Consider the following 20,329-nt stretch of genomic DNA (forward strand, 5'->3'; position numbering starts at 1 on the left):
CGAAGGACCCCGATGATCCGGACCTTGCCGCGGACGCCGCTGCGACTGCTCGCCGTGCTGGCCGCCGTGTTCGTCGCCGTGCCGATCGCACCCGCCACCGCGGTGGCGGAACCCACCAGCCCGACGCTGACCTGGGCGGTCCAGCCGGCCAGTCAGCAGGGCCCGGACGGCCGCCGGTGGGTCGAGCGCACGCTCGACCCGGGCCAGGTGGTGACCGAGCACCTGGCCGTGCGGAACCTCAGCGACGGCACGGTGGTCTTCGCGCTGAAGGCGGCCGACGGCTACCTCACCGACAAGGGGCGCTTCAACATGCTCCCGTCCAACCGGAAGTCGGTGGACGGTGGCACCTGGATCAGGGTGCAGGAGACGGTCAGCGTCGGGCCGAGGCAGACGAAGGTGGTGCCGTTCACCATCGCCGTGCCCCGCGACGCCACGCCGGGGGACCACCCGGCCGGCATCGCGGCGGCGGTCACGAGCACGGGAGGCACGGTCGCCGTCGAGAGTCGGGTCGGGTTCCGGGTCATGCTGCGGGCCAGCGGCACGGTCACCGCGTCTCTGGCGGTGAGCGGCCTCACCGCCAGGTACGAGCGCTCGTGGAATCCCTTCTCGGCCGGCACCGTCCGTCTCAGGTACACCACGACGAACGACGGCAACGTCGCGGTGACCGGCACCGGCCGGACGGCGGCCACCGGTCCGTTCGACCTGGCCACACGGCGAATCGCGACGAACGTCGAGGAGACGCTTCCCGGAGGCACCCGGGAGGTCGAGGCCCGCCTCGACGGGGTGTGGGCGGTGGGACGGCTCCAGACCCGCGTCGACCTCACCCCGGCCGTCCTCGGTGGTGGCCCCGCCGGCGCCGAGATCAGGCCCGCCACCGCCACCGTCACCATCTGGGCGCTGCCGTGGCCGCAACTGGCCCTGGCCGCAGCCCTCGCAGCCCTCGCGTTTGCCCTCCGGAGCACCGTCCGCCGACGCCGGCGGCGACTCGTGCAGTTGCTCGCCGACGCCCGGAACGAGGGCCGGGCGGAAGCCCGGACCTCGGCACTGGCTGGCAACGCGCCGAAGGCCCCGTAAAACCCCCTGCCCGAAAGGACGATCCGCAATGGTGGAATCCGACAAGATGCCCGTCAGCCGACGTCAGGTACTTCAGGCATCGGCCATTGGCGCCGCCGCCGTGGCCACCGCGGGCGCGCTCCCGGCGACCGCCGCCGAGGCTGCGACAGCCACGGCGACGACGACCGGCGCGACCGCCCTGGGCGCGACCCCGGCCGATCCCGGTCCCGGCGGTACCGCCCCGGTCAGGCCGTTCCAGCTGCGTGACGTGAAGCTGGGCAACGGACTGCTCCAGGAGAAGCGCGACCGCATGAAGGCCTGGCTCCGGCAGTTCGACGAGCGCCGGTTCCTCGTGCTGTTCAACAACCAGGCTGGTCGGCCGAACCCGGCGGGCGTCTCCGTCCCTGGCGGGTGGGAGGACGGCGGTCTGCTCAGCGGCCACTGGGCCGGCCACTTCATGACGGCCCTGGCGCAGGGCTACGCCGACCTTGGCGAGCCGATCTTCAAGACCAAGCTCGACTGGATGGTCGGCGAACTCGCGGCGTGCCAGGCCGCGATCACCGCGCGGATGGGCGATGGCGGCCCGGGCGGTGAGGAGCCGCAGGAGCCGCAGATCGGCCGGGTGCCGGGCCGCTTCGGCAGCGCGCTCCGCCTGAATGGCCCCAGCCGGGCGCAGCACGTGACCCTTCCGCAGGAGGCGATCAGCCAGCTCGCCGACTTCACGATCGCCACCTGGGTGAACCTCGCGGCCACCCAGAACTGGAGCCGGCTGTTCGACTTCGGTCAGAACACCACGGTCAACATGTTCCTGACCCCGCGTGCCGGTGTCACCGGAAACGTGCCGCGGTTCGCGATCACGGTCAGCGGTAGCGGCGGCGAGCAACGGATCGACGGCAACGCGGCGTTGCCGACCAACCAGTGGGTGCACCTGGCCGTCACCCTCACCCAGAACACCGGCACGCTGTACGTGAACGGTCAGCAGGCCGGCCAGAACACGGCCATGACGCTGAGCCCGGCCAACCTCGGGAACCCCGGAAACCGGTGGATCGGGCGGTCGCAGTACGGCGATCCGTTCCTGGACGCGAGCATCGACGAGTTCCACATCTTCGACCGGGCCCTGAGCCAGGCGGAGGTCCAGTCGATGCTGGACTCGCCGACCGGGAGCACCGCCGGCGGGTCGATCGCCTGGTACCGGTTCGAGGAGGAGGGCGGTACCGCGATCAAGGATGCCTCGCCCAACGGCCGGGACGGCGGCATCGTCGCGGCCCAGAGCAGCGGGGCCGCCGACTGGGTGCCGACCCACCCCGGCTATCTGGGCGCGCTCCCGGAGGACACGGTGCTGCGGCTCGGTCCGCCGCGGTGGGCCGTCTACGGCGGCAACGCGGCCACCAACACGTGGGCGCCGTGGTACACGCAGCACAAGATCATGCGTGGTCTGCTCGACGCGTATTACCACACCGACAACCCCAAGGCCCTCGACGTCGTGGTCAAGATGGCCAACTGGGCGCACCTCGCGTTGACCATCGGGGATAAGAACCACCCCGCGTACGCGGGCCCGATCACCCGGGACAACCTGAACTACATGTGGGACCTCTACATCGCCGGCGAGTCCGGCGGCGCGAACGAGGTGTTCCCCGAGATCTACGCGCTCACCGGCGACGTGAAGCACCTGGACACCGCCAAGCGTTTCGACAACCGGGAGTCGCTCTTCGACGCCTGCGTTGAGAACCGCGACATCCTGGTCACGACGCCGGACACCAGGCCCGGTCGGCGCCGCCCGGATCGGCTGCACGTCAACATGCACATGCCGCAGTTCGTCGGCTACATGCGTGTCTACGAGCACAGCGGGGACCCCGAGTACTTCCAGGCCGCCAAGAACTTCTTCGGCATGCTCGTGCCGCACCGCAGGTACGCACACGGTGGTTTGGGCGGCAACTACCCCGGCTCCAACAACAACACCGAGTTGTTCCAGAACCGGGACAACATCGCGAACTCGATCGCCCAGGGCGGTGCGGAAACCTGCAGCGCGTACAACCTGCTCAAGCTGGCCCGCAATCTGTTCCTGCACGAGCACGACCCGGCGTACATGGACCACTACGAGCGGGGGCTGTTCAACCAGATCGCGGGCTCGCGGGCCGACACGACGAGCGTCAGCAACCCACAGGTCACCTACTTCCAGCCGTTGACCCCGGGCATCACCCGCAGCTACGGCAACACCGGGACCTGCTGCGGCGGGACGGGCCTGGAGAACCACACCAAGTACCAGGAAACGGTCTACTTCAAGTCCGCCGACGGCACGACGCTGTGGGTCAACCTGTACGTACCGTCGACCCTGACCTGGGCCGAGAAGGGCTTCGCCGTCACTCAGGAGACGAGCTACCCGCGCGAGGACCACACCAGGCTGACCGTCAACGGCAGCGGGCCGCTCGACATCAAGCTGCGGGTGCCTGGCTGGGTGCAGAAGGGCTTCCACGTCACCATCAACGGCGTCAGCCAGGACGTCGACGCGAAACCCGCAAGCTACCTGACGTTGAGCCGTACCTGGGCGCCGGGCGACACCATCGAGATCCGGATGCCGTTCAGCATCCGGATCGAACGGGCGATCGACCGTCCCGACACGCAGTCGATCTTCTGGGGGCCCCTCCTCATGCAGATCCTCGGGAACCCGGGTGTCGGCAACTACCGGGAACTGTCCCTGTACCGCCACCTGAAGCGGGACGGCGACTACGCCCGCGCGGCGATCACCCCCACGGGCACCACGCAGGCGGGTGACGCGCTCTTCACCACGCACGGCTTCAACCTGCGGCCGTACCACATCGGCGACGCGCAGGCCGCCTCGACGTACTTCCGACGGATCGAGCCGACGATCGTGTTCGGCTCGGTCGACACCGGGGTGCCCAACCGAAAGCGGAACGACGGGCTGCCGAACTACGACGTACCCGTGGCGGGCGTTCCGTCGCCCGGCAGTGACGGCCCGACCTTCCTCGACCTGGTCTGGGATCAGGCGCCCTTCAAGAACCACGGCCAGTTCGTGTCGACCGTCAACCACGTCGCGCAGGCGTTCGTCGAGGCGGGACTGCTCAGCCAGGAGGAGAGGTCGACCGTCGTGACGACCGCCGCCCGATCGAACAAGGAGCTCGCTCCGTAGGCGTCGCCTGCTGCCGTCCTCCCGCGTGCTGGACGGCCGTGGCCCGGTCGAGTCGACCGGGCCACGGCCGTTCGGTGGCCTTCGCTGCCGCCGCCGAGCGAGGGCATTCGGTCGAGGTTTCGAGAGGTTTTCGGGACGGGTGTCCCTGCCTGTGACAGGGCGGCGAGCTCCCCGTGTAGTGTTCCGCCCAGGTAGGGGTTCCGCGCGTGCTGCGGGGGCCGCACCCGCGCCGCAACATCTCCGAAAAGGTTTTAGGATGTGCTTCCGCTGGCTGATCGACAAGACACCCGGCGACGGCCTCACCGACGCGCAGCGCACCTGTGTCGGTCGCTGAGAGGGAGCATCGCATGACCACCGAGCCCGAGATCCCCGCCTACCGCCCGCCCACGCTCACCGATGTGGCCAAGCTCGCCGGGGTGTCGGTCGCCACCGCGTCCAAGGCCATCAACGGTCGCGGCGAGGTGCGGTCGTCCACGAGAGTCCGGGTGCTCGAGGCGGCGGAGCTGCTGTCCTTCGCGCCGAACGCCCTGGCCCGCGGGTTGCTCAGTGGCCGGACCGGCACCGTCGGCCTGCTGACGAGCGACCTCGAGGGGCGCTTCTCGATCCCCATCCTGATGGGCGCCGAGGACGCGTCGGGGGCCGGCCAGGTCTCGGTCTTCCTGTGCGACGCGCGCGGCGACGCGATCCGGGAGAAGCATCACGTGCAGGCGCTGCTGTCCCGGCGGGTGGACGGCCTGATCGTCGTGGGCTCCCGCACCGACCCCCGCCCGCCGCTGGCCGGCACCATCCCCGTGCCGGTCGTCTACGTCTACGCACCCTCCGCCGATCCGGCGGACATCTCGATCACGGTCGACAACGTGGGGGGTGGGCGGCTCGCCATCGAGCATCTGCTGGCGTGCGGCCGGCGCTCCATCGCCCACATCACCGGGGAGGCCGGGTTCCAGGCGGCGAGGGACCGTGCCGAGGGCGCGGCCGCCGCCCTCGCCGACGCCGGCCTGGGAATGGTCGGCGACCGGCCCTACTTCGGGTCGTGGGACGAGTCCTGGGGCAGAGCCGCCGCACACATGGTCGTCGAGCAACACCCCGAGGTCGACGCGATCTTCTGCGGCAGCGACCAGATCGCACGTGGTGTCCTGGAGACGCTGCGTGACTTCGGACGTGACGTGCCGCGCAGCATCTCGGTCATCGGGTTCGACAACTGGGAGGCTGTCGCCGCCGACTCCCGTCCGCGGCTGACCAGCATCGACATGAACCTGAAGCACCTCGGCGAGGTGGCCGGCCAGCGGCTCTTCGCGGCGATCGACGGTGCCGCGTCCAGTTCGGAGGAGTTCCCCGGCCGCGTGGTGATGCGCGAGTCGACCCTGCCCGTCGGCTGAGTCCGGCGGCCGTGCTGCACGCCCGCGCGGCCGTGGGTTTCAGTGGTGCAGCACCGGGCCGGTCGACTCGCGGACCACGAGGCGGCCGGGCTGCCGGATGACCCCGGAGCCGGGGTTGCCGTCCATCGCGGCGAAGAGATGGTTGACCGCGGCGGCCCCGAGCTGTTCGAGGTTGAGGTCCACGGTGGTCAGGGGTGGTCGGCAGTCGGCCGCGAAGAACTCCCAGTTGTCGTATCCGACGATCGCCACGTCGTCGGGGATCCGCCGACCTAGATCGCGCAGCGTGTCGGCGGCACCGGCGGCGACCTGGTCGTTGCCGCAGAAGATCGCGTCCACGTCCGGCCGGGCGGCCAGCAGCAGCCGGGCGGCGTGCCGGCCCCATCGTTGCGACCACTCGCCGTAGAGCGGGTCGCCGGCCGGGGTGAGCCCGGCCTCGGCGAGCACCGTTCGTAGTCCGGTGGCGCGATCACGGGCCGCTCGGTAGGTGTCCGGCCCGGTGATGTGCCCGATCCTGCGGCGGCCGTGCGACACCAGGTGTTCGGCGGCGAGCCGGGCGCCACCCTCGTCGTCGGCGACGATCGACAGGTCGTTCGGATCGGTCGACTCGGCGTAGGCGTAGACCACCGGGACCGGGATGTCCTGTGTCAACGACGAGCGCAGGTCGTTGCTGTCGCCGACCACGATGAACCCGTCGACCTGGCGGGCGAGCAGGGTGCGGATGTAGTGCTGCCGGCGGATCGCGTCGCCACGGGCGTCGCAGAGCAGCACGGACATCTGTCCGTTGCCGAGGGCGTTCTCGGCGCCGAGCAGGATGGGTATGGCGAACCGGCCACCGAGTTCGTCGGTGAGCAGCCCGACGGTGCGGGTGCGCCCGGAGATCAGACCGCGGGCCAGCACGTTCGGCTGGAACGACAGCTCGGCGGCGGCCCGCAGGACCCGTTCCCGGGTTTCCGGCGCGACCTCGGCGCGGCTGTTGAGTGCCTTGGACGCGGTGGCCACGGAGGTGCCGGCGCGGTTCGCCACGTCGCTCAACGTCACTGACTGGGATCGTCGTCGGCCCACCGAAAGCCTTTCGCAAACATTTCAGGGGTGAATGGCGGGTGCCTGCTGCCCGTGCTCCCCGCAAGCGTAGTGCGCACGCTGGCTCCGGGGAAGGTAGCGAAGCTGTCGAGGGCGGTAGATCGTCACGCCCGCGACGACGAGCCGAAACGGTTTTCGGAGCGGATGCGACCACAGGTTGTTTCGCTCTGGTGAACCCATTGACACGGCCGTGATCCACCCGGAACCATCAGCGACAGTCCACTGCTCCTGCGTCGTCGTCGTGAGTTCTCATGACAACGATGTCAGGCGGCTCCGAGGAATCCACCACGATGGACCGCAGCCACGGTCCACTCTGCCCAGACGTTCGACGTACTCGACCCGGTTCGAGGCGAAAGGCCCTGCCCCTATGTCGCAACCCCCCATCGCGCGCCTCCTGTCCCCCCGACTGATCGCCGCGACAACCGCGGTCCTGCTGCCGGTGGGCCTGCTCGTCGGCGCGCCCCTGGCCAGCGCCGCACCGACCACCGCGCCGCCCGGCACCTTCAGCTCCTCGTTCGAGTCGGCCGACCCGCAACCCTCCGCGAGCACCGTCGAGGTCGACCGGAGTGGAAAACCGGTCCAGGCGAACCTGAGCGGATCGAGCCGCAGGGTACTGCCCGGCAGCCTGCTCGGTCAGGTCCAGGCGGTGACCGCGAGCGCCGAGAACCCGCCGAACGAGACCGCCGCGAAGCTCACCGACGGCGATCCGTCGACCAAATGGCTGGCGCGCAACCGGACCGGCTGGGTGACCTACCAGCTGACCAAGCCGACGGCCGTGGTGCGGTACGCGCTGACCTCCGGGGACGACGCTCCGACCCGTGACCCCAGGGACTTCACCGTGCAGGGGTCCACCGACGGCAGCACCTGGGTCGACCTGAACAGGCAGACCGAGCAGAGCTTCCCTCGGCGGTTCGCCACGAAGACCTACAGCCTCACCAACACGACCGCCTACGGCTACTACCGGCTGAACATCACCGCGAACTCCGGTGACCCCCTCGTGCAGCTCGCCGGCTGGGACATCAGCGACGGCTCCAACGTCCGACCGCCGGCCGCCCCCATGGTCAGCGTCGTCGGCACCGGTCCGTCCGGCGGCTACACCACGAAGCCGGGGGCCGGCTTCACCGGACTGGGTTCGCTCCGGTACGCGGGCGGCGCCGAGGACGATGGCCGTTCGTACGCGACCAACCGGCTGTTCGACGTCAACATCCCGGTCGGGCCGAAGACCCGGCTCTCCTACAAGATCTTCCCGGAGTACACCGGCGAGGACCCGCAGTACCCGTCCACCTTCGCGGCCGTCGACCTGCACTTCACCGACGGCAGCTACCTGAGCGGCCTCTCGCCCGTCGACCAGCACGGCTACGCGCTCACCCCGGCCGGGCAGGGTGCGTCGAAGGTGCTCTACGCCGACCAGTGGAACGCGGTGCAGGCCGACATCGGCGCGATCGCACGCGGCAGGACGATCGACCGCATCCTGCTCGCCTACGACAACCCGCAGGCGACGGCGGACACCCGGTTCCAGGGCTGGCTCGACGACGTCGCGGTGACCGCCTCGCCGGCGTCCATCGACGGTTCGCGGCTCACCAACTACGTCGACACCCGGCGCGGGACCAACTCGACCGGTGGGTTCTCGCGCGGCAACAACCTGCCGATCACCTCGGTGCCGAACGGCTTCAACTTCTTCACCCCGGTGACCGACGCGACGTCCGACTCGTGGGAGTACCAGTACCACCGGGTCAACAACGCCGCCAACCTGCCCACCCTGCAGGGCCTCGCGATCTCACACGAGCCGAGCCCGTGGATGGGTGACCGCAACCAGATGTCGGTCATGCCGGTGGCGGGCGACGGCCCCCTCACCGGGCCGCCCAGCAGCCGGGCGCTCGCCTTCAACCACGACGACGAGACGGCCCAGCCGGACCTCTACCGGGTCGCGCTGCAGAACGGCCTCACCGCCGAGATGTCGCCCACCGACCATGCCGGGATCATGCGGTTCACCTTCCCGTCCGGGCCGGCGACCGGAAGCCTGGTCTTCTACAACGGCACGTTCACCATCGGCGCCGACGGCACGTTCACCGGCTGGGTCGACAACGGAAGTGGCCTGTCGGCCGGTCGTAGCCGGATGTTCGTGTCCGGCACGTTCGACCGGGCGCCCACGGCGTCCTCCGCGACGGCCGCCACCTTCGACATCTCCGCGAACCGCCAGGTGACGATGCGCATCGCGACCTCGTTCCTCTCGGTCGACCAGGCGCACCGGAACCTCGACCTGGAGGTCACCGGGAAGAGCTTCGACCAGGTCCGCGCGGCCGCCACCGCCGCGTGGAAGGACCGGCTCGGCCGGGTCGAGGTGCGGGGAGCGACCGAGACGCAGCTGGTGACGATGTACTCGAACCTGTACCGGCTGAACCTGTACCCGAACTCGCAGTCGGAGAACACCGGCACCGCCGCCGCGCCGCGCTGGCAGTACGCGAGCCCGGTGTCGGCGCCGACCGGCACGTCGTCCGCCACCCTCACCGGCGCGAAGATCGTGGACGGCCAGATCTACGTCAACAACGGCTTCTGGGACACCTACCGCACCGTGTGGCCCGCCTACGCGCTGCTGTACCCGGACGTCGCGGCCCGGATCTCGGACGGGTTCGTCCAGCACTACCGCGACGGCGGCTGGATCGCCCGCTGGTCGTCTCCGGGTTACGCCGACCTGATGACCGGCACCAGCGCGAACGTGGCACTGGCCCAGGCGTACCTCACCGGCGTAAAGCTGCCCGACCCGCTCGCGGCGTACGACGCGGCGGTCAAGGACGCGACCGTCGCCTCCGGGCGCAGCGCGGTGGGCCGCAAGGGCATCGAGACCTCGCTGTTCCTCGGCTACACGCCGACGTCCACCGGAGAGTCGGTGTCGTGGGCGCTGGAAGGCTTCATCAACGACTACGGCATCGGCAACATGGGCGCGGCCCTGGCCAAGGACCCGGCCACGCCGAAGTCGGAGCGCCAGCGGCTCAAGGACGAGTCACGGTACTTCCTGGAGCGCGCCCGCAACTACGTCCACCTCTTCGACCCGAAGACGAAGCTCTTCCAGGGCCGGGACGCGTCCGGCAACTTCCTCGCCGGTGACCCGCTGGACTGGGGCGGCGTCTACACCGAGACCAACGGGTGGAACTTCGCGTTCACCGCCCAGCAGGACGGCCAGGGACTGGCCAACCTGCACGGCGGGCAGAAGGCGCTGCGCGACAAGCTCGACCAGTTCTTCGCCACCCCGGAGAACGCCGACCGACCCGGCGGGTACGGCGGCACGATCCACGAGATGCTCGAGGCGCGCGCGGTGCGGATGGGACAGCTCGGCATGAGCAACCAGCCGTCGCACCACATCCCGTACATGTACAACTTCGCCGGCGCGCCGGCGAAGACGCAGGCGGCGGTACGGGAGATCCTGCAGCGCCTCTACGTCGGCAGCGAGATCGGCCAGGGCTACCTGGGCGACGAGGACAACGGCGAGATGTCGTCCTGGTACATCCTCAGCTCGCTGGGCATCTACCCGCTGCAGGCCGGATCGTCCCACTGGGCCATCGGCTCGCCGCAGTTCACGAAGATGACCGTCCACCGCACGAGCGGCGACATCGTCGTCAACGCGCCGGACAACAGCACCAAGAACGTCTACGTGCAGGGCGTCAAGGTCAACGGAAAGAAGCAGCGCGAGCTGTCCGTCGACGTGAGCGCGTTCGCCAAGGGCGGCACGATCGACTTCGAGATGGGCCCCAAGCCGTCGTCCTGGGGCAGCGGCAAGAACGACGCGCCGCCCTCGCTGACCAGGGGCGACAAGGCGCCCAAGCCGCTGCAGGACGTCACCGGCCCCGGTCTCGGCACCGCCACCGCGACGGACGGCCAGGACGCGTCGAAGCTGTTCGACGACTCGTCGACCACGCAGCTGACGTTCACCACCGCGACGCCGCAGGTCAGCTGGGCCTCCCGTGGCGCCAGGCAGAAGCCGAGCCACTACACCCTCACCTCCGGTGCCAGTGCGGGCGATCCGGCGGACTGGCGGTTGCAGGGCTCCAATGACGGCATCACCTGGAGCACCGTCGACTCCCGCAAGGGCGAGGCGTTCCGGTGGCGCAACCAGACCCGTCCGTTCACCATCGACAGGCCGGGACGGTACGCCCAGTTCCGTCTCGTCGTCACCAGGACCGCCGGCGCCGCGCAGGCCAACCTCGCCGAGATCGAGTTGCTCGCCGGAGGCGACCTCGAGATTGGTGGCGGCGACATCACGGTGACCGCCGCGGGCAGCGTGCACGCGACGTCCGGCGCACCCGTCTCGGTGCCACTGGCCTCCGTCACCGGGGGTACCGCCAGCGGCTACCGGGCCACGATCGACTGGGGTGACGGCTCACCGACCACCGAGGGCACCCTGACGTTGAGCTCGCGGGCCGTCTACAGCGTCAGCGGCTCGCACACGTACGCCACGCCGGGTCACCACCAGGCGAGCGTCACGGTGACCGACGGCACCGGCCAGGGCTCGGTCACGGTCGGCGTCGACGTGGCCTACGCGCCGAGCTCCGGCCTCACCGCGGCGTTCGACACCGTCTGCATCGGTGACGAGGGCGCCCTCGCGGCGAACTGCGACGCCAAGTCGTGGGCGTACTCGCGGGCCGCCCTGACTGCGGCCGGCGTGACCCAGGGCCAGCGGCACCAGGTGCCCGGAACGGACCTGCAGTTCACCTTGCCGGCGGTCCCGGCGGGGCAGCCGGACAACACCACCGGCAACGGCAGGACGGTCGTTCTCGACCTGCCGACCGACGCCCGGAGCATCTCGTTCATCGGCGCCGGCACGCAGGGCAACCAGAACAGCACCGGCACGGCGACGTTCAGCGACGGCAGCACGGCCAGCATCCCGATCCAGATGAGTGACTGGACGCTGGGCGGCAACGCCAACGGCACTCCGTCGTACGGCAACATCGTCGTCGCCAAGGCCGCGTACCGGTTGAGCGGCACGAGCCGGGACGGCGCGCAGCCGTTCCTGTTCGCCACCGCGCCGTACCAGATCCCGGCGGGCAAGACGCTCGTCTCGGTGACCCTGCCGACGCAGACCGGCGACCCCGGCTCGGCGGGCCGGATCCACGTGTTCGCCATCGCGAACGACGGCACTCCGGCCGCCGCGCTGGTGACCACCGCCCCGAGCGACCAGACGGCCAACGCCGGGCAGGTCCTCGCGGCCACGCTCGGCTCGGTGAGCGGCGGCGTTCCCGGCACGACGGGCTTCCACGCCCGGGTGCAGTGGGGCGACGGCACGGTTCCGGACGACGTCACGGTCGGCCCGGACGGCGCGTTGAGCGGACGGCACACCTATGCGCAGGAGGGCCCCTACACGGTGCACGTCACCGCATGGGACACGTCGTCGAGCAGCACCGCGACCTTCACGGTGACCGTGGCGCGGGGCGGACTCCAGCCGGCGATCGCGGTGTCGGCGTCGGCCACCGTGACCACCGGTGACGCGGTCACCGTCGACGGCAGCGGGTTCGCGGCCGGTGAGCAGGTGACCGTGACTCTCGGCACCAGTCCGGCGCGGACCGTCAAGGTCGCGGCGTCCGCGGCGGGAGCGGTACGCGCCTCCGTCGCGACGTCCGGTGACGCCGAGCCCGGCCGGTACTCCGTCACCGCCACCGGCGCGTCCTCCCGGACGCCGGCGACGGCCACCGTCCAGGTGACCGGTCAGCAGGAGAAGCCGACCTACGATCCGCAGGCGGCGCTGACGACCACCGCGGGACCGCACGGTACGTCGATCACGGTCGACGGCGCCGGGTTCGCTCCGAACGAGGCGGTCACGGTCAGCTTCGGTGACGGCCTCGCGGTCAGCACCGTGCGCGCGAATGGTGACGGTGTCATCGCCGGTGCGACGGTCAGCGTCCCCGGGGCGGCGAAGGCCGGCTCGACCGTGATCACGCTGGCGGGGGCCGAGTCGGTGACGCGGGTCGCGCTGCCCTTCACCGTCACGAACTGAGTCGGCGGTAGCGGTAACGCGCGGGGCGGGCCGGATCACGGCCCGCCCCGCGCGCAGCTAGCGTCGACCATGACCCCGCCCGGCGGGGGCGTCCGGGCCGGTGACCGTCGTCACTGACTCGACCGCCGACACGCCCATACCCGAGATGTGGGGTGTGACAACGGCGTCGTCCCTATATATGGTGTCGACGCAGCTGGTTCGGCCGCTCGTCTGCAGTGGTCGAGGCAAGAGGGAACCCGGTGGAATTCCGGGACTGCCCCGCAGCGGTGAGTGGGAACGACCGCCGTCATCAGCACTGGGCCGCCAAGCGGCCTGGGAAGCGACGGCCAGTAGGAGACCGGCGAGCCCGGTCGTGCCCACGAGTCCGAAGACCTGCCAGCGCGCCGTGCACCCGCACCCGGGTGGGCGGCGGCCCGACGCCGCGTGGGACGGCCGACGCCCCCTGACCCACGCCCGGCGTGGCGTCCGCCGGTGTCTGTCTCCTCGCGTCCGAGGGCCATCAGGTCTCGAACTCGCGAGGAGTGAGTGGTGACAGTCACCCAGGTGGTCCCGACCGGCGGCGACACCGACCTGCCGGGCCGGCGGCGGACGCAGATGCACGTCCGCAAGCGCGACGGCGCCAGCGAACCGGTGGACGTCAACAAGATCGTCCGCGCGGTCGAGCGGTGGACCGACGACCTGACCGACGTCGACCCGCTGCGGGTGGCGACCCGGACGATCAGCGGCCTCTACGACGGCGCGACGACCGCGGAGCTGGACCGGCTGTCCATCCAGACCGCGGCCGAGATGATCGGCGAGGAGCCGCAGTACTCGCGGCTGGCTGCCCGGCTGCTGGCCGGCTACGTCGACAAGGAGGTGCGCCGGCAGGGCGTCACCTCGTTCAGCACGGCGATCCGGATGGGCCATGCCGAGGGACTGATCGGAGACGAGACCGCCGCCTTCGTCGCCGCGCACGGCCGGACGCTCGACGACGCCGTCGACCCGGACGGCGACCTGCGGTTCGAGTACTTCGGCCTGCGCACGGTGTACGACCGGTACCTGCTTCGCCACCCGACCAGCCGGCTGGTGCTGGAGACGCCGCAGTACTGGCTGCTGCGGGTGGCCTGCGGGCTGTCCCGTACGCCGGACGAGGCGGTCGACTTCTACCGGCTGATGTCCAGCCTCGCCTACCTGCCCAGTTCGCCGACGCTGTTCAACTCCGGCACCCGGCACACCCAGATGTCCTCCTGCTACCTGGTCGACTCCCCGCGCGACGATTTGGACTCGATCTATCAGCGGTACGCGCAGGTCGCCAACCTGTCCAAGTTCGCCGGCGGCATCGGCATCGCGTACTCCCGGGTCCGGTCCCGGGGCGCGCTGATCCGCGGCACGAACGGGCAGTCCAACGGGATCGTGCCGTGGCTGCGCACGCTGGACGCGAGCGTCGCCGCGGTCAACCAGGGCGGGCGGCGCAAGGGCGCCGCGTGTGTCTACCTGGAGCCGTGGCACCCGGACATCGAGGAGTTCCTGCAACTGCGGGACAACACCGGCGAGGACGCCCGGCGCACCCACAACCTCAACCTGGCCAACTGGATCCCGGACGAGTTCATGCGCCGGGTCGAGGCCGACGAGGTGTGGTCGCTGTTCGACCCGAACGAGGTGCCGGAACTGCCCGACCTGTGGGGTGAGCGGTTCGACGTCGCGTACCGGGAGGCCGAGGCGCAGGGCCGCTACGTGCGGCAGGTCCCGGCGCGAGAGCTATACAGGAAGATGATGCGCACCCTGGCGCAGACCGGCAACGGGTGGATGACCTTCAAGGACGCCGCCAACCGGCTGTGCAACCAGACCGCCGAACCGGGCAACGTGGTGCACCTGTCCAACCTCTGCACCGAGATCGTCGAGGTGTCCAGCGACGCCGAGACCGCGGTGTGCAACCTCGGCTCGGTGAACCTGGCCGCTCACGTCACCGATGGCGTCATCGACTGGCAGCGGCTGCGCGCCACGGTCCGGACCGCGGTCACGTTCCTCGACCGGGTCATCGACATCAACTACTACCCGACCGCGCAGGCGGCGGCGAGCAACCCCCGCTGGCGGCCGGTCGGGCTCGGGCTGATGGGCCTGCAGGACGTGTTCTTCGCGCTGCGGTTGCCGTTCGACTCGCCAGCCGCGCGGGAGTTGTCCACCCGGGTCAGCGAGGAGTTGTACCTGACCGCCCTGGAGACCTCCGCCGATCTGGCGCGGCGCTTCGGCGCGCACCCGGCGTACGGGCAGACGCGGGCAGCGCGGGGGCAGTTGCAGCCCGACCTGTGGGGCGTTCAGGGGACGCAGACCGCGCGCTGGGCCGCGCTGCGGGAGCGGGTCGAGGCGTACGGGCTGCGCAACTCGCTGCTGGTGGCGGTCGCCCCGACCGCGACCATCGCCTCGATCGCCGGTTGTTACGAGTGCGTCGAGCCGCAGGTGTCCAACCTGTTCAAGCGCGAAACCCTGTCGGGGGAGTTCCTTCAGGTCAACACCGCTCTGGTACGCGAGCTGAAGGCCCGTGGCCTGTGGACCGAGCCGGTCCGGTCGGCGATCAAGCGCGCCGAGGGGTCGGTGCAGGACATCGCGGAGCTACCCGCCGCCGTGCGGGAGTTGTTCCGCACCGCGTGGGAGCTGCCGCAGCGGGCGCTGATTGACCTGGCCGCCGCTCGCGCGCCGTTCATCGACCAGTCGCAGTCGCTGAACCTGTTCCTGGCCTCGCCGACCATCGGCAAGCTCTCCTCGATGTACCTGTACGCCTGGAAGGCCGGGTTGAAGACGACCTACTACCTGCGGTCCCGCCCGGCCACCCGGATCCAGCAGGCCACCGTCGCACCCGCCACCGTCGCCCTCGGCGCACCCGTGGCGACCGACCCGGAGGCGCTGGCCTGCTCCCTGGAGAACCCTGAGTCGTGCGAGGCCTGCCAGTGACCGCCGCCGACACCACCGCCACCGACACGAGGACCACGCACATGCTGCTCGACCCCGGGATGGACCTCACCCTCCGCCCGATGCGCTACCCGCACTTCTTCGACCGGTTCCGCGACGCCATCCGCAACACCTGGACGGTCGAGGAGGTCGACCTGCACGCCGACCTCGCCGACCTCGACAAGCTCTCCCCCGCGGAGCGGCACCTGGTCAGCCGGCTGGTCGCGTTTTTCGCCACCGGCGACACCATCGTCGCCAACAACCTCGTGCTCAACCTCTACCAGCATGTCAACAGCCCGGAGGGTCGCCTCTACCTGTCCCGGCAGCTGTTCGAGGAGGCGGTGCACGTCCAGTTCTATCTGAACCTGCTCGACACGTACGTGCCCGACGAGAGCGAGCGGTTCGCCGCCTTCGCCGCCATCGAGAACATCCCCTCGATCCGCCGTAAGGCCGACTTCTGCTTCCGCTGGATCGACTCGCTGAGCGAACTCCGCGAGCTGCGCTCGCGCGAGGACCGGCGGAGGTTCCTGCTCAACCTGATCTGCTTCGCCGCCTGCATCGAAGGACTGTTCTTCTACGGCGCGTTCGCGTACGTCTATTTCCTGCGCTCTCGCGGCCTGCTCCACGGTCTCGCCTCCGGCACCAACTGGGTGTTCCGCGACGAGTCCATGCACATGGCCTTCGCGTTCGACGTCGTCGACACCGTGCGCGGCGAGGAACCCGACCTGTTCGACGACGACCTCGCCGGGCAGGTCCGCCAGATGCTCACCGAGGCCGTCGAGTGCGAGGTCCAGTTCGCCGAGGACCTGCTCGGCCACGGGGTGCCCGGCCTGACGCTGGCCGACATGCGGGAGTACCTCCAGCACGTCGCCGACCGGCGTCTGGCCCAGCTCGGGATCGCGCCGCACTACGGGTCGGCCAACCCGTTCGCCTTCATGGAGCTGCAGGACGTGCAGGAGCTGTCCAACTTCTTCGAGCGGCGGGTGTCGGCGTACCAGGTCGGGGTCAGCGGCACCGTCGCGTTCGACGACGACTTCTAGAACACCGCCGGGGGCGACGGGGGCCGGTTCCGCCGTCGTCGCCCCCCGGCGGTGCGTCAGGTCCGGCTGGCGCAGCCGACACACCTGCTCGCTGAGGGGCGGGCGGCGAGTCGTTCGGCGGGAATCGGGCGGGAGCATCGTTCACACACGCCGTAGGTGCCGGCCTCGACCCGCCGCAGCGCGACGTCGAGTTCGGAGAGGCGTCGGCGCGTCGCGTCCAGGACGGCGGTGAGCTGGGCCCGTTCGAACGCGATGGTGCTGCCCTCGGGGTCGTGCTCATCGTCGGCGTTGGACGACCGGGAGGCCTCGAAGAGGCTCCGCAGATCGCTGTCCAACGCTTCGGCCTGGGCCCGGCTCTGGTCTCGTAGGTGGAGCAGTTCCGCGCGGATCGAGCTGAAATCCCTGTTCATGGCCGCTCAACCGTACTGCGGGTGGCCCAGGTCGGCCGGGCGGACGCCTCGGCGGTGGCTGTCCCGCTACATGAAGTTGCGGGTGTGCAGGGCGGAGAGCGCCGCCGCCTCGTCGGGCCGGAAACCCAGCCGTACCAGCCGGCGCTGCCGGCCCTGATCCATCACGTGCTGCAGCTTCTGCACCCGCTCGAAGCCGGCGGACACGTCGTCGGGGTGCCAGCCACCGGCCGCGAGGACCACCAACGCGTCGAACACGTCCGCGTTGAGCCCCGCGGTGTCGACGAGCGCGTCGTGGCGGCGGTGGATGGCCGCGCGGAGCCGGTCCCGCAGCAGGGGGTCCACGGTCGCCTGGTGCTCGAGGTGTGCCATGCCGAACACCACGTGCCGTCGCTCGTCCTGCATCGCCAGCCAGCAGACGCGACGGGTCACCGGGTCCGGCGCGTTCTGCTCCAGGAACGAGAGCAGGTCGACGAAGCTGCCCTCCCCGAGTACGGAGAGCAGGAACGAGGCCAACGCGAAGTCGGACTCGGCGACGAGTGTGAAGAGCGACTGCCGACCGCCGGCCGACGACGTGCCCAGCTCGGCGCCCCGGAGCAGCGCTCGCCGGCCGAACACCTCCATGTGCCGGGCCTCGTCGGCCATCTGCACCGCGAGGAGCTGCATCACCTCACGGAAGTGCGGGTGTATCCGCCCGACGAACCGTGCCGGCACGACGAGCGCGGCCTGCTCGTTCTCGACAAGGTAGGTCATCACCTGCACCACCGCCGCCTCGACGTCGGCCGGCAGCGCGAACGCGTCGTCCCACGGCACCGCGGTCTCCGGGTCCCACTGCCGCGCCGCCGCCTGCGCGTACAGCTTGGGGGCGACGTCGGCCCACACCAGATCGCGGTCGTCCAGGTCGAACCGGGCCTCGGGGCCGCCGGCTTCCAGCAGCGCACCGCGGGCGCCGAGCCCCCACCGTGGCGGCGGGTGCCTGCTGAGCGCCGAGGGCAGGGCGGGCCCGGCCCGCTCAGCGCCGAACCAGCGGGCGTCGTCCGCCGTGCCGCGGACGACCACCGCGACCAGTTCGCTCCGGTCGGCCGGATCCGGCCATTCGAGCCGGTGACCCCGGCTCCGGCACCAGGCGGGCAGGTGCACCGGCAGGGCGGCGTCGAGGCCGGAGACCGCCAGCCGGCCGCCGGGCGGTAGCGAGGCGAGTGCGCGTTGCACCAGCAGGTGCGCGCCCCGGTCGAAGCCCAGACCCCCGAGGTGGAGCTCGGCGTCGGCCGCCGGCGCGCCGCTCACGGCCGGTAGTCCGCGGCGGTCACCCGCCCGTCGGCCGCGTAGAACCCGCTGGCGTCGACCGCCCGGGCGAGGGCGTCGTACCCCGTGGTGCGGCCGTCCTCCCAGGCGGTCAGCCCTTCGAGGTCGAGCAACGGGCGTACCTCCGGGTCGGCGTAGGACATGCCACGCAGCAGCGTGCCGAAGAGCCGGACCCCGGCGGACGCCGGATCGCGCACCGTCATGTTGCAGTGGTCGTATCGTGCGGTCTGCGCGACGATCCGGGTGCCATCGAGCGGGAGCGTGCCCTCCCGGACGAACGCCAGGTGATTGGCGTCGATCATGCAGGCGGCGTCCACCTCCTTGGCCACGAGGGCCCGGGCGGCGTCGCGCTCACCGCCGATGTGGTCGCCGTGCAACCCGACGCCGACGTCGAACCGGCGCACGTCGACCTCGACCCCGGCGGCCCCGAGGTGCCCGAGCGGTATCAGCGTCGCCTGCGGACTGTCGACCGCGCCGACGGCGACGAGCGAGCCGGACAGGTCCTCGACCTGTCGGACGGGTGAGTCGGCGCGCACCACCACGACCGAGGTGAGGTCCCGGTCGGTGTCGCGCATGGTGAGGGCGCTCACCGTGCCGCCGCTGGCCGCCGCCAACCGTTCGGCCCGCAGCCAGGCGAGCGGTGAGTTCCACGCCGCGTCGATCCGCCCGGCGACGAGATCGTCGACCTGCCGCTCGTAGTGCGAGTAGAGGACGAAGTCGAAGTCCAGGCCACGCCCTCGCAGCCAGGCGCGGAAGCCCTCCCAGATGGTCACCACCTTGGGGTCGTACGCGACCGCGCCCATCAGGACAGTGGGCGCCGCCATCAGCGGTTGACCTCGTCGAGCAGCGGCAGCCCGGTGGCGACACGGCCGACGAAGTCGTGCAGGGCGTCGGTGGTGGGTGCCATCACCCGGGCCGCGCGGGAGTCGCGGAATCGGCGTTCGAGGCCCAACTCCTTGCGGAACGCGCTGCCGCCGCAGAGCTGCATCGCGCCGTCGGTCACCTCGGCGGCCGTCTCGCCGGCGAGCGCCTTGACCTGCAACACCCGCAGCGTCGCGTCCTCCCGGCCGGTCTCCAGCGCGGTCAGGGTGTCGCCGAGGAAGGCGCGCAGGGCGTCCGTGCGGATCTTCAGCTGGGCGTAGCCGCGCCGGGTGACCGGTGCGTCGCGAAGGGCCGCGCCGGTGTGCGCGAGGGTGGTGCCCGTGAGATGCCGGCCCGCTTCGGCGACCGCGCTGTCCGCGAGGCCGAGGCAGAACGCGGCGTTCAGCACCAGGAACCAGGGGAGGACCGCGCCGAGCGCGATGTCGAGGCCGGCGCCGTCGGTGGCCAGCATCGCGCTGGCGGGGACGCGGACCCCGTCGGCGGTCATCGGCCGGGATCCGTTGCCGCGCAGGCCGAGCCCATCGAAGTCGCCGGCGATGCTGAGGCCGGCGCTGCCGGCGGGAACGAGCCACAGCGTCATCGGACCCGCTCCCGCAGCGAGCGGGAGGCTCGACCAGACGTAGCTGTCCGCCTCACCCGCCGAGGTGACCCAGCTCTTGCGGGCGTCGAGCCGGACCGCGCCGTCGTCCGTCGTCGCGGTGCCGGTCGGCGACCAGAAGTGGCTGCGCGAGCCGAACTCGGAGAACGCCAGGGAGGTCAGGTGTTGACCCGCGCCGATTGCCGCACGGACGTCACGCGGGCCGTGCGCTTCGATGACGGCGGTCGCCGCGTAGTGCATGAGAACGACCATCGCCGTGGAGCCGCACTCGGCGGCCAGTCGTTCGATGACCTCCGCGACGGTGCGCAGACCCTGGCCGCCGCCACCGACCTCGGTCGAGGAGGCCAGGCCGAGCAGGCCAGCCGCGGCGAGGGCGTCCACGCTCTGCCGAGGGAAGGTGCCGTCCCGGTCGACGAGCGCGGCCTGAGGGCGGATCACGTCGTCGATCAGCGTGCCGAGCATCGGCAGAAGGTCGATGTTGGGGCGGGCATTGTCGACACTGGCTGTCATGGGAATGTCCCCTTCGGCC

The 20,329-nt window shown here is 70.9% G+C and carries 11 protein-coding genes and 1 riboswitch; of the genes, 6 read left to right on the forward strand and 5 right to left on the reverse strand.

Annotated features, from left to right (window positions below):
- Positions 1-12 precede the first annotated feature (12 nt).
- The 3 genes from ACFYPS_RS21990 to ACFYPS_RS22000 all read left to right on the forward strand — a co-directional run bounded on the left by ACFYPS_RS21990 (position 13) and on the right by ACFYPS_RS22000 (position 5,577).
- A complete protein-coding gene (locus tag ACFYPS_RS21990) occupies positions 13-1,074 on the forward strand; it encodes a hypothetical protein (RefSeq protein WP_354966763.1) in 1,062 nt (353 codons plus the stop codon).
- 28 nt (positions 1,075-1,102) lie between these two features.
- Positions 1,103-4,201, forward strand: a complete 3,099-nt coding sequence (locus ACFYPS_RS21995) for a beta-L-arabinofuranosidase domain-containing protein (RefSeq protein ID WP_387326555.1) — start codon at positions 1,103-1,105, stop codon at positions 4,199-4,201.
- 347 nt (positions 4,202-4,548) lie between these two features.
- The gene (locus tag ACFYPS_RS22000) at positions 4,549-5,577 is read left to right on the forward strand and encodes a LacI family DNA-binding transcriptional regulator (RefSeq protein WP_387326558.1); all 1,029 of its coding nucleotides are present in this window, start codon (positions 4,549-4,551) and stop codon (positions 5,575-5,577) included.
- 39 nt (positions 5,578-5,616) lie between these two features.
- Here the strand turns inward: ACFYPS_RS22000 and ACFYPS_RS22005 are convergent, their stop codons facing one another.
- Positions 5,617-6,639, reverse strand: a complete 1,023-nt coding sequence (locus ACFYPS_RS22005) for a LacI family DNA-binding transcriptional regulator (RefSeq protein ID WP_387326561.1) — start codon at positions 6,637-6,639, stop codon at positions 5,617-5,619.
- Positions 6,640-7,024: 385 nt separating this feature from the next.
- Here ACFYPS_RS22005 and ACFYPS_RS22010 point away from each other — a divergent pair, with 385 nt between their 5' ends.
- From ACFYPS_RS22010 to ACFYPS_RS22020, 3 genes are all read left to right on the forward strand, one after another.
- Positions 7,025-12,643, forward strand: a complete 5,619-nt coding sequence (locus tag ACFYPS_RS22010; protein WP_387326564.1) for a GH92 family glycosyl hydrolase — start codon at positions 7,025-7,027, stop codon at positions 12,641-12,643.
- A gap of 177 nt (positions 12,644-12,820) precedes the next feature.
- A riboswitch (cobalamin riboswitch) is annotated at positions 12,821-13,038 on the forward strand.
- A 199-nt stretch (positions 13,039-13,237) separates the two neighbouring features.
- The gene (locus ACFYPS_RS22015) at positions 13,238-15,571 is read left to right on the forward strand and encodes a ribonucleoside-diphosphate reductase subunit alpha (protein WP_387326724.1); all 2,334 of its coding nucleotides are present in this window, start codon (positions 13,238-13,240) and stop codon (positions 15,569-15,571) included.
- Positions 15,572-15,612: 41 nt separating this feature from the next.
- Positions 15,613-16,608 (forward strand): ribonucleotide-diphosphate reductase subunit beta, encoded by a 996-nt coding sequence (locus ACFYPS_RS22020; RefSeq protein ID WP_387326726.1) that lies wholly within the window; start codon positions 15,613-15,615, stop codon positions 16,606-16,608.
- Positions 16,609-16,664: 56 nt separating this feature from the next.
- Here ACFYPS_RS22020 and ACFYPS_RS22025 read toward each other — a convergent pair whose 3' ends face one another.
- From ACFYPS_RS22025 to ACFYPS_RS22040, 4 genes are all read right to left on the reverse strand, one after another.
- Positions 16,665-17,018 (reverse strand): TraR/DksA C4-type zinc finger protein, encoded by a 354-nt coding sequence (locus ACFYPS_RS22025; protein WP_354966748.1) that lies wholly within the window; start codon positions 17,016-17,018, stop codon positions 16,665-16,667.
- 66 nt (positions 17,019-17,084) lie between these two features.
- Positions 17,085-18,302 (reverse strand): ferritin-like domain-containing protein, encoded by a 1,218-nt coding sequence (locus tag ACFYPS_RS22030; protein ID WP_387326567.1) that lies wholly within the window; start codon positions 18,300-18,302, stop codon positions 17,085-17,087.
- On the reverse strand, positions 18,299-19,144 hold the full coding sequence (locus ACFYPS_RS22035; protein WP_387326570.1) for a phosphate/phosphite/phosphonate ABC transporter substrate-binding protein: 846 nt from the start codon (positions 19,142-19,144) through the stop codon (positions 18,299-18,301). The genes ACFYPS_RS22030 and ACFYPS_RS22035 overlap by 4 nt, the downstream gene beginning before the upstream one ends.
- Positions 19,144-20,310: an acyl-CoA dehydrogenase family protein gene (locus ACFYPS_RS22040; protein WP_387326573.1), complete on the reverse strand. Its 1,167-nt coding sequence runs from the start codon at positions 20,308-20,310 to the stop codon at positions 19,144-19,146. The genes ACFYPS_RS22035 and ACFYPS_RS22040 overlap by 1 nt, the downstream gene beginning before the upstream one ends.
- Positions 20,311-20,329 lie beyond the last annotated feature (19 nt).

It is taken from the genome of Micromonospora sp. NPDC005087 (genome assembly GCF_042872965.1).
Classification (GTDB): domain Bacteria; phylum Actinomycetota; class Actinomycetes; order Mycobacteriales; family Micromonosporaceae; genus Micromonospora.

Excerpts from the sequence above, each read along its gene's own strand:
- ACFYPS_RS22015 (WP_387326724.1), top strand. The coding sequence starts at position 13,238 with ATGCACGTCCGCAAGCGCGACGGCGCCAGCGAACCGGTGGACGTCAAC.
- ACFYPS_RS22025 (WP_354966748.1), bottom strand. The coding sequence starts at position 17,018 with ATGAACAGGGATTTCAGCTCGATCCGCGCGGAACTGCTCCACCTACGA.
- ACFYPS_RS22010 (WP_387326564.1), top strand. The coding sequence starts at position 7,025 with ATGTCGCAACCCCCCATCGCGCGCCTCCTGTCCCCCCGACTGATCGCC.
- ACFYPS_RS22035 (WP_387326570.1), bottom strand. The coding sequence starts at position 19,144 with ATGGCGGCGCCCACTGTCCTGATGGGCGCGGTCGCGTACGACCCCAAG.
- ACFYPS_RS22000 (WP_387326558.1), top strand. The coding sequence starts at position 4,549 with ATGACCACCGAGCCCGAGATCCCCGCCTACCGCCCGCCCACGCTCACC.
- ACFYPS_RS22020 (WP_387326726.1), top strand. The coding sequence starts at position 15,613 with ATGCTGCTCGACCCCGGGATGGACCTCACCCTCCGCCCGATGCGCTAC.
- ACFYPS_RS22040 (WP_387326573.1), bottom strand. The coding sequence starts at position 20,310 with ATGACAGCCAGTGTCGACAATGCCCGCCCCAACATCGACCTTCTGCCG.
- ACFYPS_RS21995 (WP_387326555.1), top strand. The coding sequence starts at position 1,103 with ATGGTGGAATCCGACAAGATGCCCGTCAGCCGACGTCAGGTACTTCAG.
- ACFYPS_RS21990 (WP_354966763.1), top strand. The coding sequence starts at position 13 with ATGATCCGGACCTTGCCGCGGACGCCGCTGCGACTGCTCGCCGTGCTG.